The 14324-nt window shown below is 60.7% G+C and carries 12 protein-coding genes; 1 reads left to right on the top strand and 11 read right to left on the bottom strand.

From position 1 onward, the window contains the following. Positions 1 to 27: 27 nt before the first annotated feature. The 10 genes from BN1127_RS01505 to thrS form a co-directional block, all read right to left on the bottom strand. Entirely contained in the window at positions 28 to 642 is a 615-nt protein-coding gene (locus BN1127_RS01505) for a GNAT family N-acetyltransferase (RefSeq protein WP_042648229.1), read from the bottom strand. 3 nt (positions 643 to 645) lie between these two features. Beyond that, positions 646 to 1890: a response regulator gene (locus BN1127_RS01500; protein WP_042648228.1), complete on the bottom strand. Its 1245-nt coding sequence runs from the start codon at positions 1888 to 1890 to the stop codon at positions 646 to 648. A 1-nt stretch (position 1891) separates the two neighbouring features. Next, positions 1892 to 5818: a response regulator gene (locus tag BN1127_RS01495; protein ID WP_042648260.1), complete on the bottom strand. Its 3927-nt coding sequence runs from the start codon at positions 5816 to 5818 to the stop codon at positions 1892 to 1894. 54 nt (positions 5819 to 5872) lie between these two features. Beyond that, positions 5873 to 6169 (bottom strand): integration host factor subunit alpha, encoded by a 297-nt coding sequence (gene ihfA, locus BN1127_RS01490; protein ID WP_005300715.1) that lies wholly within the window; start codon positions 6167 to 6169, stop codon positions 5873 to 5875. A gap of 3 nt (positions 6170 to 6172) precedes the next feature. After that, positions 6173 to 8560, bottom strand: a complete 2388-nt coding sequence (gene pheT, locus BN1127_RS01485; protein ID WP_042648227.1) for a phenylalanine--tRNA ligase subunit beta — start codon at positions 8558 to 8560, stop codon at positions 6173 to 6175. 12 nt (positions 8561 to 8572) lie between these two features. Next, positions 8573 to 9556 (bottom strand): phenylalanine--tRNA ligase subunit alpha, encoded by a 984-nt coding sequence (pheS, locus tag BN1127_RS01480; protein ID WP_042648226.1) that lies wholly within the window; start codon positions 9554 to 9556, stop codon positions 8573 to 8575. 324 nt (positions 9557 to 9880) lie between these two features. Next, complete coding sequence (rplT, locus tag BN1127_RS01475; protein ID WP_010674800.1) at positions 9881 to 10237, bottom strand: 50S ribosomal protein L20; 357 nt, start codon at positions 10235 to 10237, stop codon at positions 9881 to 9883. Between the two features lie 14 nt (positions 10238 to 10251). After that, the gene (gene rpmI / locus BN1127_RS01470) at positions 10252 to 10449 is read right to left on the bottom strand and encodes a 50S ribosomal protein L35 (protein ID WP_005315535.1); all 198 of its coding nucleotides are present in this window, start codon (positions 10447 to 10449) and stop codon (positions 10252 to 10254) included. An 85-nt stretch (positions 10450 to 10534) separates the two neighbouring features. Next, positions 10535 to 11065: a translation initiation factor IF-3 gene (gene infC, locus BN1127_RS01465; RefSeq protein ID WP_205597183.1), complete on the bottom strand. Its 531-nt coding sequence runs from the start codon at positions 11063 to 11065 to the stop codon at positions 10535 to 10537. A gap of 21 nt (positions 11066 to 11086) precedes the next feature. Then, the gene (thrS, locus tag BN1127_RS01460; protein ID WP_042648225.1) at positions 11087 to 13015 is read right to left on the bottom strand and encodes a threonine--tRNA ligase; all 1929 of its coding nucleotides are present in this window, start codon (positions 13013 to 13015) and stop codon (positions 11087 to 11089) included. Positions 13016 to 13370: 355 nt separating this feature from the next. Here thrS and BN1127_RS01455 point away from each other — a divergent pair, with 355 nt between their 5' ends. Beyond that, complete coding sequence (locus tag BN1127_RS01455; RefSeq protein WP_041205815.1) at positions 13371 to 13583, top strand: hypothetical protein; 213 nt, start codon at positions 13371 to 13373, stop codon at positions 13581 to 13583. 4 nt (positions 13584 to 13587) lie between these two features. Here the strand turns inward: BN1127_RS01455 and BN1127_RS01450 are convergent, their stop codons facing one another. Continuing rightward, entirely contained in the window at positions 13588 to 14178 is a 591-nt protein-coding gene (locus BN1127_RS01450) for a tetratricopeptide repeat protein (protein ID WP_042648224.1), read from the bottom strand. Positions 14179 to 14324: the final 146 nt, after the last annotated feature.

Here is a 14324-nt window from a genome sequence, read left to right as displayed (position 1 = left end):
GTCGGCCCGGCACATTCGCCCTTGGTCTTATGCATGCCGGGGCATCAGGGTATCGAGGACGCTCAAGTCCAGCCGGACAAACACCATCTCCCGGCCCGTCACCAGGGTGAGCGGGAGCCCCAACCCCTTCAGCAGGGCCAGCATGGGACGATTCTGTCCGAGCACCTCGGCGGTCCACTCGCGGATCCCCTCCCCGCGCGCCAGCAGGGCCAGCGCCAGCAAGAGGCGGCGCCCGGCGCCCCGATGCTGAAAATGATCCGCAACAATGCAGGAGAACTCCGCCCTGTCGGGATGCAGGCGCCGTCGGATGGACTGGGCCATGGCCAGCGGCCGCCCCTGTTCGTCGGTGAGCAGCAGCCCTATCTGGGGCGCTCTGGGATAATCGAGAAAGAAGGCGAGCTGCTCGGCGGTGACTGGCTGTTTGGCGCGCATGAAACGCAGGTAGACACTCTGTTCGCTCAGCGCCTCATAGGCCGCCTTCAAGCGTTCGGGATCGGCCCCTGCCAGCTCCTGCAACCGGCAGGGGATGCCGCCCACGTCCATCATCAAGGGCAAGGATGCCCGTGAGCCGGGATGCACCCAACCCGCCAGTGCCCGGTGCAGGCGCGCCTCATCGGGAGGCCAGCAAAGATAGCGCGGCACGGGCTACCAGCGCCCCGCCATGCCGCGATCCTGCCACTGGGCGGCATCCTGCAGGTTGAAGGGATCGTCGAGATAGAGGGCCATGCCCAGTTCGCGGGCCCGCTGGATGAAACGGGCCAGCAGGGAGTCCGCGGCTATGGCCTCCAGCTCCGGCAACAGATGCTGCCCCAGCAGCAGGCTCTGGAGCGGCAATCGCTCCAGTTGATCGAAAGGCAGATGTTGGGCACTGTCGAGCAGCAGGGCGAGCCTGGCCCCCGCCAGACTCGCCTGCAACACCAGGGCGAAGCGATCCGCCTGGCTCAGCAGGTGATCCCGCCGGTGGATGACCAGGGTCAGCTCGCTCGCCTGCCGGCCATGCTGCTCCAGCCATGCCTTGAGGGGCTCCCAGTGCGGGGGCAGGCTGCTCACGGCCAGCCAGACCGGCAGAGGGCAAGAGGCCGCATCCGCCAGCAAACCAAGCTGACCCCGCGCCTCTCCCTGCCAGCTGCGAATGGTACGCTTCAAGCCACCCAGTCTGCGTTGACGCTGCGGCCCCAGATAGAGCGTCTTGAGCAGACGCAGCAGATCGTCGCTCTGCAGCGGTTTGGCCAGCGCGGCCAGCACGTTGAAGCCGGCGTCGTGCAGCAGGCGTCTGGCCCCGTCAATCAGGGTCTGATCGTGGGCGGACAGCAATATGATGGGCAAACGACGGTACTGGGGGTGGTTCATCAAGAGACTGATGGCATCCTGCTCCGCCAGACTGAGATCGCAGACCAGCAGTCCCACGTCCCCCTCTTCCAGCACCTGCAGGCAACCCTCGCCGTCCTGCACCCAGTGGCAGGGTAGTCCCAGCGCCTGGATCTCCTGCTGGATGCAGGCTCCCTGGAAGGGATGATCCTCGAGCAGCAGGATCTGGAGCTGGGCGAGCCAATCCCGCCACCCCTGCTCCCGAGCCTCCACCCCCTCAAGCCAGGGATCCGACAGGCGATAGATCCCCACCCCTGGAGTCTGCAGCCGCGGCAGATAGTCGGTTCCCGCATGGGAGGCGGGATCGAACAGAGCGATGGCCCCGGCGGCGAACAACCCCTCCCACTGCCAGCTCGCGTCGGGTCGAGTACGGTGCAGGCTGGCATAGGCCGGCAAGCCCGCCTCCTTTGCCGCCCGGTGTGAGACAGCGTCCAGGGCATAGACGCTGACGGGGTGAAATACGGGTTCCTGGCTGACGTCAGACTCCAGCAACGCCAATAACTCTTCATCTGTGATGATCATCTCATGCTCTCTCGCCCAGTTGCCGGCAGACTTCTTCCACGGCCTGCTTCAATTCTTCCACCAGGGGTTGCCCGGGGGCTCGCTGCCAGCGTTCGATCACCTGAACCAAGGCGGCGGCCCCCACCATTTTGGCGGCCCCCTTCATCTTGTGTAAAGCCGTATTGAGGGCACCTTCATCCCCTGTCGTGACGCACCCCTCAATATCAGCCAGATCCTGGCGAGCCGACACCAGGTAGAGGTTGATGAGTGCCGGATTGAGCAGGGTCGTCATGGGCGTGGCATTGACAGCCGCGTCCTCCGCCAGAGGCCCACTGCTGCGACCCGAGACGGTGCGCAGCAAGATGGCCAGCTCCTTCAACAGGACGGGTTTGTCCAGATGGCCCTGGCAACCACAATCGGCCAGACGTTGGGCCGCCTGCTCGCTGAGATCGGCGGTGATCACATAGACGGGCAACTGCTGCCAGCGCGCCGAAGCCCGCAACTGCCGGCACAGCTCGGCACCGTCCATCACCGGCATCTGCAGGTCGGTCAGCACCAGATCCACCGATTCCGATTGCAGGATGTCCAGCGCCAGACGGCCATTGGCGGCGCTCAGTACCCGGGCTCCCAGCTGACTCAGCTGCATGCTGATCAACACCCGGTTCACCTCGTGATCTTCCACCAAGAGGACACGCATACCGGCTCCCGGCAGATCCGCGACCTCCCCGCCCCCCTGAGCCAACCTGGGTTGCAGCAGGCTCACCACAGAGCCCGGGATCCAGGGCTCTCCCTGCCAGGACCAGGCACTCAACCCCTGCTCATCCAGGGTGACGGCAAGAACGGGCGCCATCGCCTCCTCGGTCACGCCAAACTCGGCGAGCCAGGCCCGCATGTATGCCAGCGCCTCGGGGGGGAGCTGCAGAGAAATCTGTTTGAACCGTGGCTGCCAGGGCGCCTTCTCCTGCACCTGCCTGAGTGGCCAGGCGCAAATGAAGCGGCTGCCGCCGGTGGCCACCGGCTCGAACCGGATGTTCCCTCCCATCTGCTCCATCAACTGACGACAGATGGCCAGCCCGAGACCAGTACCCTGGGCCCTGAGCTGTCCCAATTCCTCCCCCTGCTCGAAGGGCAGGAACAGCCGAGGCAACAACTCGGCACTGATGCCGGGCCCCTCGTCATCTACCCCGCACCAGATCCACTCCCCGTGCCGGCGGGCCCACAGCACCACCTCGCCCCGCTCGCTGAACTTGATGGCGTTGGAGAGCAGGTTGTGCAGCACCTGCTGCACCCGGTGAGGATCCAGCGCCATCAGGGCGGGCAGCGTCGGGTCCAGGTTGAGACGCAGTTGCAGGCGTTTGGAACGCGCCTTGGACCAGTGCACCGCCGCCACATGCTCGCACAGCTCCACCAGATCGGTCGGCTGCAGGGAGAGCCGCAGCTGGCGACTCTCGTTGCGGCTGAAGTCGAGCACGTCGTTGAGCAGCCCCAGCAATTCGTTGCCCGCCTGCCTGACGTGCGCCAGCACCGAGGCCTGCTCCGCAGAGAGCTCGGTCTGATCCAGCCATTCCAGCAGACCCAGGATGGCGTTCATGGGGGTGCGGATCTCGTGGCTCACGGCAGCGAGGAAGCGTCCCTTGGCGAGCACAGCCTGCTGGGCCTGCTCGTGGGAAAGTTGCAGGGAGTGCTCCTGCTCGACCCGGTTGGTCACATCCTGCACTACCCCAAAGACACGCCACCCCTCCCCCTGCCGGCGCCCTCTGCCGGAGAACTGCAGCCAGCGCGTGCCCTTGCCGGGATGCTGGTAGCACAGCAGGTGGGAGAAAGGGCGCCCGGCCTGCAACATGGCCAGCATGGGAGCCCGCATCTCCCGCCTGTCCTGGTGCGAGATGCGGGTGAGCGCCTCGTTGGGATTGAGGCGGATCTGCTGACTGGCCAGCCCCAGCAGCTCATGGCTGCCGCGACTGACAAACTCCACCCGGGTGATGGCCCCTCCGAGCAGGGTGAACTGCAGCACCACTCCGGGCACCGTATTGGTAAGGGCCCGCAGGCGTCGCTCCGCCTGACGCAGCAAACGGGTGCGCTCGCGCAGGGCGCTGATGTCGGACAGGGCGATGAGATCCCCGGCGGGCGCCTGGGGTCCCAGGCGCAGCGGGATCTGGGCATAGGAGTAAACCTGATCCCGCAAGGCGATCTCCCCTTCAGCCCCTTGCAACTGGGGAGACGGCAGGACGAGATCGGTGGCGTAACGCGCCTCCATCCGTTTGGCCCGCTTGTTGCGCTTGATCACCTCCCCCTTGTCATTGCGCAAAAACACAGGCACGGGCAACGCCTGGAACAGGGACTCCCTGAACTTGCTCTCCAGCGCCAACGCCTGCTCGGCCTTATGACGCTCGCGCGCCTCCTGGGCCAGCTGCTGACGGGAGCGCCAGACTGACCAGATCACTGCCGCGCTGATCAAGAGCGCCAACAGGACAGAGCCAAGCCAGAATCCGTAACTGACCCCCTCTTGCTGGTTCAGGACGAGGCGCCGCCAACGTTGTACCAGCTCGCTCACCTGCCTGTCGTTAATCGTCATCAGGCTCTGCTCCAGCACCCCGGCGAGCCTTGGCTGATCCCGCCTGATGGCAAAGCCGAGGCCAAACACCTCCGGCAGCTCCGTGATGCTCAGCTCACTCAGCTGGTTGTTGCGCAGCGGATATTGCAGTTGATAGAGCTCGGCAAGCATGGCATCGGCCTCACCGCTCTGCACCGCAGCCAACCCTTGCTGCAGGTTGTCGGTCACCGCCCAGTCGTGTTGCCCAAACCGGGCCAGCAGGCTGGTGTCGTAGAGCATACGAGGCACGACCACCTTGCCCTTGACCTCGGCAAGGGCGTTATAAGCCCCCCGCTTGCGGCTGACCAGTGCATAGCGACTGGTTGCCACCGCACGGGTGAACTCGAACTCCTCGTGCAGGGTCGGAGACTCCAGCAGACCGGCCATCATGGCGGCCTCCCCGCTGCGCAACCTGGCCAGCGCCTCCTCCTTGCTTGTCACGGGGATGAGCTCGAAATTCAGCCCCGTCTGGCGGCTCACTTCCCGCAGCACATCGCCGCTCCAGCCGACGAGCTCACCCTGCTGATTGACGCCGCTATAGGGCATGAAGCCGGGATCCGCCACCAGCTTGATGGTGCGCGCGCGACCAACCAGCCAGGCCTGCTCCTTGTCGGTGAAGTGCAAGGGATTGATGTCCTGCTCGCTCTGGGGCAGATAGCGCCCCAGATCCCGGTAGAGGTTACCCGGTGGCAGGAAGCGGATCGCCGTGTCTATCAGCTCGTGCAATTGCGGCCTGTCGCCCATCATCAGCCGGTAGCTGATCACCAGATCGTCGCTGCGCAACCGCCGCAGGCGCAGCCCCTCATCCGGGAACTCGCGCATCAGATAGCGCAGTTGCAGATAGTCGCCGAGGTAGGCGCTGCCTCTGCCCGCCACCAGAGCCCCATACCAGTTCTCCGCATCCGTCAGGCGCAACTGGGAGGAGTGGGGATAGAGCCGCTGCAGGGTCTCTTCTGCCTGCCAGATGGGCGAGACCAGGAAGGTCGCCTGCTCGAGCTCCCCTCGATAAAGGATGGCGGACTCCGCCTCCAGCATGGCACGGCTCAAGGCCGTACCGGGCAGGGTCTCCCTGGCAGGTCCCACATGGGGGATGAGATCACACTGTCCGTGCTGCAAGCCCTGCAGAGTTGCAGTCCAGTTTGGCAATTTTTCGAAGCGCAGCGGCACCGGCAGTTGCAGGGCCAGTCGTTTCATCTGATCGATGAGCAACCCCCCCTGCTCCTCCAGATAGGGAGGACGCTGCAGGACCGGGTAACAAAAAGTCAGCTCGGTGAGCGTATCGACATACGCCTGGGTCTCGGCTGACAGGGGGAGCATGGCGGCACGCAGCGGCAGGGCCAGCAGCGCACCGAGCAGAAATAGGGTCTTTATCATAGAAACGCAAAAGCCAGGCATTTGCCTGGCTTTCTTTTACTCGTTGGGTTCAACATTTTCTACCCTGGCCTTGAGCTTCTGGCCAGGCCGGAAGGTCACCACACGACGGGCGCTGATGGGAATATCCTCACCCGTCTTTGGGTTACGTCCAGGACGCTGGTTCTTCTCACGAAGATCAAAGTTACCGAAGCCTGAAATTTTGACTTGTTCACCGCGCTCGAGCGCCTGTCTGATTTCCTCAAAGAAGGCTTCCACCATGTCTTTGGCTTCACGCTTGCTCATCCCGAGCTGGGTGAACAGGTGCTCTGCAATGTCGGCTTTGGTAAGCGCCATAGATCAATCCCTCAAGGATGCATTCAACTCTTCACCAAGGGCCCGCACGACATTGTCTACGGTCTCGGCAATCTCTTTCTCCTCCAGGGTGCGCTGGGTGTCTTGCAACACTAGACTGATGGCCAGGCTCTTCTTGTCCTCTGCCATACCAGCACCCTGGTATACGTCGAACAAGTTTATTCCAACTAACTGATTTCCGCCAACTTTTTTAATTACTGCCAGTACGTCGCCTGCCAGAACTTGACGATCTACCACCACGGCGATATCACGACGGTTGGCCGGGAAGCGGGATACTTCGGCTGCAACCGGCACCTTGGCAGGGGTCAGCTTGTCCAGCTCCAGCTCGAACATCACGGCGCGGCTCTTGAGTCCCAGCTTCTTCTCGAGGCTCGGGTGGATCACGCCGATATGGCCGATGACGGCGCCATTGCGCAGAATAGCGGCACTCTGACCCGGGTGCAGGGCGCTGTGCTCGGTACGCTCGAAGCTGAAGGTGGCCCCTTCGGCGGTGAGATCCAATACCGCTTCCAGATCCCCTTTCAAATCAAAGAAGTCGCTGCCACGGCTCTTGACGTCCCAGTGCTCGTCGCTCTGGTTGCCGGTGATGATGCCGGCCAGCATGGGCTCCTGACGGATGCCGTTTTCGGCGTTCGCGTCTTTGATGAAACGCAGGCCCTGCTCGAACAGACGCACACGGCCCTGCTGACGGTTCTGGTTGTAGACCACAGCCTGCACCAGACCCGGGAACAGAGACACGCGCATGGCGGACATCTCGACCGAGATGGGGTTCGGCAGCACGATGGCGTCGCTCTGGGGGAACAGGGTCTGCTGAGCCTTGGGATCCACGAAGCTGTAGGTGATCGCTTCCTGGAAACCGCGATCGACCAGCAGGTCGCGCACCCGCTTCAAGGTCACCTGCCCTTCTGCCTGCTCAACCATGGCCAGAGAGGCCGCCGGTTTCAGGTTCGGGATGTTGTTATAGCCGTAGATGCGGGCCACTTCCTCGATGAGGTCTTCCTCGATGGCAATGTCGAAACGCCAGGAGGGCGCCAGCGCGGTCCAACCGTCAGCATCCACTGTGACCTGCATGCCGAGACGGGTCAGGATCTCGACCACCTGCGCATCCGCCACGCTGATGCCGATCACCTTGTCGAGCTTGGCGCGACGCAGCTTGATGGGGGCAGCCTTGGGCAGATGGGCATCGGATTTGACCTCGATGACAGGACCCGCTTCACCACCGCAGATATCCAGCAGCAGACGGGTAGCACGGTCCATCACCTTGGCCTGCAACTCGGGATCCACCCCGCGCTCGAAGCGGTGGGAGGAGTCGGTGTGCAGACCGTAGGCACGGGCACGGCCTGTGATGGAGAGCGGCGCGAAGAAGGCACACTCCAGCAGGATGTCGGTGGTGGTCTCGGACACACCGGTGCGATCGCCGCCGAAGATGCCGGCCATGCAGGCAGGGCCTTTGGCATCGGCAATCACCAGGGTGGTCTCTTTGAGCTTCACTTCGTTGCCATCGAGCAGAGTCATCGGCTCATCGCTACGGGCGCGACGTACCACCAGTTCCCCGTCAAGCCGAGCCAGATCGAAGGCGTGCATCGGCTGACCGTATTCCAGCAGCAGGTAGTTGGTGATGTCGACGATAGCATCGATGGAGCGGATACCGCCACGACGCAGCTTCTCTTGCATCCAGAGCGGGCTCATGGCTTGCAGGTTCAGCCCCTTGATGACGCGGCCCAGATAACGGGGGCAATCGGCGGTTGCTTCAACCCGGATCGGGAAGGTCGCATCAATAGTGGCAACAGCCGGCGCCCAGGTCGGCTCGACCACGTCAACGCTGTTGAGCACGCCGATTTCACGGGCGAGCCCCGCGATACCGAGGCAATCGGCACGGTTCGGGGTCAGATCCACGTCGATGCTGACGTCGTTGAGCGCGAGGTATTCGCGGATATCGGTCCCGATGGGCGCATCAAGCGGCAGCTCGATGATGCCATCGGCTTCGACGTCGATACCCAGCTCGCTGAAGGAGCAGAGCATGCCGTGAGACGGCTGGCCACGCAGCTTGGCCTTCTTGATGGTGAAATCACCCGGCAGGGTCGCCCCGACCTTGGCCACACACACTTTCAGGCCGGCGCGGCAGTTCGGCGCACCGCAGACGATGTCCAGCAGCTCAGCTTCGCCCACGTTGACCTTGGTCACCCGCAGCTTGTCGGCGTCCGGATGCTGGGCACACTCGACCACTTCACCCACGACCACATTGTTGAACTGGCCAGCCACCGCTTCCATGGCGTCCACTTCAAGACCGGCCATGGTGATCTGCTCGGCCAGCGCGTTGTCACTCAACTCGGTGCGGACCCACTCCATCACCCAGGATTTACTGAATTTCATGTTCTCTCGCCCTTACTTGAACTGCTTGAGGAAGCGCAGGTCGTTTTCGAAGAAGGCACGCAGGTCGTTGACCCCGTAACGCAGCATGGTCAGGCGCTCAACGCCCATGCCGAAGGCAAAGCCGGAGTATTTTTCCGGATCGATACCGACCGAACGCAGCACGTTCGGGTGCACCATGCCGCAGCCCAACACTTCCAGCCACTTGCCGTTCTTGCCCATCACGTCTACTTCGGCGCTCGGCTCGGTGAACGGGAAGTAGGAAGGACGGAAGCGAATGGTCAGGTCTTCCTCGAAGTAGTTGCGCAGGAAGTCGTGCAGGATGCCCTTCAGCTCGGTAAAGCTGGCATGCTCGTCGACCAGCAGGCCTTCGACCTGGTGGAACATCGGGGTGTGGGTCATGTCGTAGTCGTTACGATAGACACGGCCCGGCGCTATGATGCGGATCGGCGGCTGTTGCTGCTGCATGGTGCGGATCTGCACACCGGAGGTGTGGGTACGCAGCATCAGATCAGGATTGAAGTAGAAGGTATCGTGATCGGTACGCGCCGGATGATGAGCCGGAATGTTCAGCGCATCGAAGTTGTGGAAGCCATCTTCAATCTCGGGACCGCGCTCGACCTTGAAACCCATCTCGCCAAACAGGCGCTCGATGCGTTCAATGGTGCGGGTCACCGGGTGCAGGCCACCGTTCTCGATGCGACGACCCGGCAGGCTGATGTCGATGGTCTCGGCGGCCAGCTTCTGGTTCAGCACGGCAACTTCGAGGGCGTCACGACGCGCGTTCAGGGCATCCTGAACCTGCTGCTTGGCCTGGTTGATCACCGCGCCTGCGGCGGGACGCTCCTCAGGCGAAAGGGCGCCCAGGCCCTTCATCTGCTCGGTGAAAAAGCCCTTTTTACCCAGATATTTGACCCGGATTTCGTCGAGGGCGGCGATGTCGCTTACGCCCTCAATTTCGGCCTTGGCCTGGCCGACTACTTCTTCAAGCTGTTGCATGTCTTCCTCGTCACCACTCCCGAAACAGGAGCCTGTAGGCTAAATAAGGTCAAGAGGGGAATAATACAAAAAAAGCCCCTTCGCTGACCATAGTTACGGCGGGCTTTTCTCCCTATAAATCATTTTGTTATATCAAGTGAGTCTCAAGTCGTTCTTCTCACTCGCTTAAAATATTGAATACCTGTAGCAGTTTGTTGGCATATCAGACATTTTCACGTCAGCAACCACAGCTGATGCGCTGTGTGGCAAACAGGGTCGAAAGTAAAAAACGGGCAACAAAAAAGGAGGCCTTAGCCTCCTTTTATCTTTCATAACAGAACCGGATTAAACCAGAGCTGCTTTGGCCTTTTCAACCAGGGCGGTGAAAGCCAGCTTGTCGTGAACGGCGATATCGGACAGGATCTTGCGATCGATCTCGATAGAAGCTTTCTTCAGACCGTCGATCAGACGGCTGTAGGACAGACCGTTCTGACGGGCTGCAGCGTTGATACGCGCAATCCACAGCTGACGGAACTGACGCTTCTTCTGGCGACGGTCACGGTAGGCATACTGACCAGCTTTGGTTACCGCTTGTACCGCTACGCGGTAGACACGGGAACGGGCGCCGTAGTAACCCTTGGCGGCTTTCATTACTTTCTTGTGACGAGCGCGAGCAGTCACACCACGTTTAACTCTTGGCATTTTTCACATCCCCCTTATGCGTACGGCAGACAAGCGACAACACGTTTGTGGTCGGCAGCAGAAACCATGAACTTCGGCCCCAGCTTACGCTTACGCTTACTGCTCTTCTTGGTCAGGATGTGACGCAGGTGGTTGTGCTTGCACTTGAAGCGACCTGAGCCAGTCTTCTTGAAGCGCTTTGCAGCACCCCGGTTGGTTTTCATCTTCGGCATTTCATACTCCGCATTGTGAGTGACAACAAAATCGCAAGGCGAACCGACTCATGGGGCGAGCCCATGAGTCAATTTCTTGTGGGCCTTAAGATTTCTTCTTGGGTGCGAGGACCATCACAGCTTGACGGCCTTCGACTTTCGGGAACGACTCGACTACGGCCAACTCTTCCAGATCGTTCTTGACTCGCTCCAGAACCTTGATACCAAGATCCTGGTGGGCCATTTCACGACCACGGAAGCGCAGGGTGACCTTCGCCTTGTCCCCGTCTTCCAGAAAGCGAACCAGGTTGCGTAGTTTTACCTGATAGTCGCCTTCGTCAGTGCCAGGACGGAATTTGATTTCCTTTACCTGGACGACTTTCTGCTTTTTCTTCTGTTCTTTGGTGGTCTTGCTCTTTTCGTAGAGGAATTTGCCGTAATCCATGATTCGGCAAACGGGCGGCTCAGCGTTAGGACTGATCTCGACCAGATCCACTCCGGCTTCAAGGGCCAAGTTCAGGGCATCCTGGATGGTGGTGATACCAATGGCTTCACCGTCCAAACCAGTCAGACGAACTTCTTTCAGACGGATCTCTTCATTGATCCGGTGAGCGCGGGCTTGCGGTTGCTTGCCCAGTTTTTTTCCGCCTTTTATAGCTTATTCCTCCACTTTCTTTTGTCCGCGGGTCTGAACTTCCTGGGTTAACAGAGCTATCAGCTCTTCAACAGGATAAGAACCCAGGTCAGCCCCTTTACGAGTCCGTAGTGCAATCTTGCCGGCTTCTACTTCTTTATCACCGCAGACCAGCATGAAAGGCACTCGCTTCAAAGTATGCTCGCGGATTTTAAAGCCAATCTTCTCATTTCTCAAGTCCGCTTTTGCGCGAAGGCCCGCATCATTCAATGCCTTGGCAACTTTCACCGCATAATCGGCCTGATTATCCGTGATATTCATGACCACGGCCTGAGTCGGTGCCAGCCAGGTCGGGAACAGTCCGGCGTACTCTTCGGTCAGGATACCGATGAAACGCTCGAGGGACCCGAGGATGGCCCGGTGGATCATCACGGGTACGTGACGTTCGTTGTCTTCGCCCACATAAGTAGCGCCAAGACGGCCCGGCAAGGCAAAATCGAGCTGCACGGTACCACACTGCCAGGCACGATCAAGACAATCGTGCAGGGTGAATTCGATCTTGGGACCGTAGAAAGCACCCTCCCCCGGCTGCAGATCGTACTTCAGGCCGTTGAGCACCAGGGCTTCCGCCAGGGCGGCTTCCGCGCGATCCCAGGCTTCATCGGAACCAATGCGCTGCTCGGGACGGGTGGATAGCTTGACCACGATGTTTTCGAAGCCAAAGGTGCCGTAGACGTCATAGACCATACGAATACAGGCCGAGACCTCTTCCATGATCTGATCTTCGGTACAGAAGATGTGGGCGTCATCCTGAGTGAAGCCGCGCACCCGCATCAGACCGTGCAGGGAGCCTGAGGGCTCGTTGCGGTGGCAGGAGCCGAACTCGGCCATGCGCAGAGGCAGGTCCCGATAGGACTTCAGGCCCTGGTTGAAGATCTGCACGTGACCCGGGCAGTTCATCGGCTTGATGGCGTACTCGCGATTCTCGGACTGGGTGGTGAACATGGCCTGGGCATATTTTTCCCAGTGACCGGAACGCTCCCACAGCACGCGATCCATCATGAAGGGGCCTTTCACCTCCTGATAATCGTACTCCTTGAGCTTGCCGCGGATGAAGGTTTCCAGCTCGCGGAAGATGGTCCAGCCATCGTTGTGCCAGAACACCATGCCGGGGGCTTCTTCCTGCATGTGGTACAGGTCGAGCTGCTTGCCAATCTTGCGGTGGTCGCGCTTGGCGGCCTCCTCGAGACGCTGCAGGTAGGCCTTGAGCTGCTTCTTGTCGGCCCAGGCGGTACCGTAGATGCGCTGCAGCATCTTGTTGTTGGAGTCGCCACGCCAGTAGGCGCCAGACATCTTCTGCAACTTGAAGTGGTGGCAGTGACGCATGTTCGGCACGTGAGGGCCGCGGCACATGTCGACGTACTCTTCGTGATGATACAGACCGGGCTGATCATCACGGGCGATGTTCTGATCCAGGATCTCGACCTTGTAGGTCTCGCCGCGGGCCTCGAACACGTCGCGCGCCTCCTGCCAGGAGACCTTCTTCTTGACGACGTCGTAATCCTTGGCGGCCAGCGCCAGCATGCGCTCTTCCAGAGCAGCCAGATCTTCATCGGTCAGGGTGCGGTCGAGATCAACGTCGTAGTAGAAACCATTGTCGATGACAGGACCGATGGCCATCTTGGTCTGGGGCCAGAGTTGCTTGATGGCATGACCCAACAGGTGAGCACAGGAGTGGCGCAGGATGTCCAGACCGTCTTCGTCTTTGGCGGTGATGATGGCCAGGGAGGCATCGGCTTCGATCAGCTCGCAAGCATCCACCAGTTCACCGTTCACACGGCCGGCAATGCACGCCTTGGCGAGGCCCGGACCTATGTCAGCGGCGACGTCCATGACGGAAACGGCGTGGGGAAATTGACGTTGGCTGCCGTCAGGCAGAGTAATGATTGGCATTCGGTGTTTCCTTATACAGTGGTGCCCCCTACCAAAGGGCACATGCAGGTTGGAGAAAACCTTTCATTTCAAGCAGTTCACCCCTGAGTTTCACCGTTCACAATACGGTTGGTACGCAGAAGTGGTACACACCCTCTTGGGTGTGCAAGGCCATCAATGGACAGGTACAGCGGAGGATTGTATCAGACGTCACGACTCAGACAAGTTGCCTTGCCGATTTTGTATACCATGGAAAGTGGAAGCGAGGAGAGGCGTCAACAGAGGCACCGGAACGATGCACATGCGATGTGGGTCCCACCTCGCCCTCTGTGTGCTAGGGTTCCAGTGAGGCGTCTGCCTGAACAAGGAGAACATGATGTACACCTATGACATTTCGTTTCCGGAGCATGCGGAGAAGATTATCCACCCGGATCACCTGTTGACGACACACTGCCCCGTCCATCTCGGGGAGTTGGTGATCCTGAGCGATGGCAGCAAGCGCGAGGTATGCAGCATAGTGCACAGCGCCGATCGCAGCACCCTCTATGTCACCGACGTGACACCGGGCAAGATCACCGCCAGCCGCTGAGGGGTTAACCCTCCCCCAGCAGTGACTGGCCATTGAAATCGAAGGCGCTGCGACCCTCTTCGGCCAGCGCCAACTCCTGCAATACCGTCAACGCCAACTTGTTACCTTTTTGTGAGGCCTGATAGAGCCACTGCTTGGCCTCGGCCATGTCGACCCGACCGTTGGCCCCCATCAGATGGAGCACCCCCACCTTGAGCATGGCGGGCACGTCCCCGTTGCGGGCCGCCCGCTCCATCCAGTGAAAGGCGATACGCAGATCCCGTGGCACCCCTACCCCGCGCAGATAGAGCTCCGCCAGCCGGTACTGGCCAAATGCATCTCCCGCCTCGGCGGACTGGCGATAGAGGCGGATGGCCTGCACCAGATCCTGCTCGCTCCCCTGCCCTAGCTCATGGCTCCATCCCATCAGGGCCTGCGCCCTGGGCTGGCCCTGCTCGGCCAGCGGCTGCCAGATACCGGTCGCCTGCTCGAAGTGACCCACCCGCCAGGCGCGGTTGGCCGCCGCCAGCTCCTGCTCGGTGGAGAGCGGGAGCTGACGCCAGGCGACCAGGGCAATGACGGCGATAAACAGCCAGCGGTAAGTGGTGGGGCTCATGATGATTTCCGTGATCTAGTTCGCATTTTGTCTATGTAAACGAAATGTAGCGACAGATCAAGCAGGAGATCCCGTTCTTTGACCGAGTGAAATAAGGGAAGACTGGCCGGACTTGATGTTTGGCACTACGGGAATTCAGATAATAA

The organism is Aeromonas media, assembly GCF_000819985.1.
Taxonomy (GTDB): Bacteria; Pseudomonadota; Gammaproteobacteria; order Enterobacterales; family Aeromonadaceae; genus Aeromonas; species Aeromonas media.
Note: the sequence above shows the minus strand (reverse complement) of the source record. Positions and strands in the feature narration are given on the sequence as shown.

Bases quoted from the DNA above. Each gene is read 5' to 3' on its own strand.
- pheT (WP_042648227.1), bottom strand. From the start codon at position 8,560: ATGAAATTCAGTAAATCCTGGGTGATGGAGTGGGTCCGCACCGAGTTG.
- BN1127_RS01455 (WP_041205815.1), top strand. From the start codon at position 13,371: ATGTACACCTATGACATTTCGTTTCCGGAGCATGCGGAGAAGATTATC.
- ihfA (WP_005300715.1), bottom strand. From the start codon at position 6,169: ATGGCGCTTACCAAAGCCGACATTGCAGAGCACCTGTTCACCCAGCTC.
- rpmI (WP_005315535.1), bottom strand. From the start codon at position 10,449: ATGCCGAAGATGAAAACCAACCGGGGTGCTGCAAAGCGCTTCAAGAAG.
- thrS (WP_042648225.1), bottom strand. From the start codon at position 13,015: ATGCCAATCATTACTCTGCCTGACGGCAGCCAACGTCAATTTCCCCAC.
- BN1127_RS01500 (WP_042648228.1), bottom strand. From the start codon at position 1,890: ATGATCATCACAGATGAAGAGTTATTGGCGTTGCTGGAGTCTGACGTC.
- BN1127_RS01450 (WP_042648224.1), bottom strand. From the start codon at position 14,178: ATGAGCCCCACCACTTACCGCTGGCTGTTTATCGCCGTCATTGCCCTG.
- rplT (WP_010674800.1), bottom strand. From the start codon at position 10,237: ATGCCAAGAGTTAAACGTGGTGTGACTGCTCGCGCTCGTCACAAGAAA.
- pheS (WP_042648226.1), bottom strand. From the start codon at position 9,556: ATGCAACAGCTTGAAGAAGTAGTCGGCCAGGCCAAGGCCGAAATTGAG.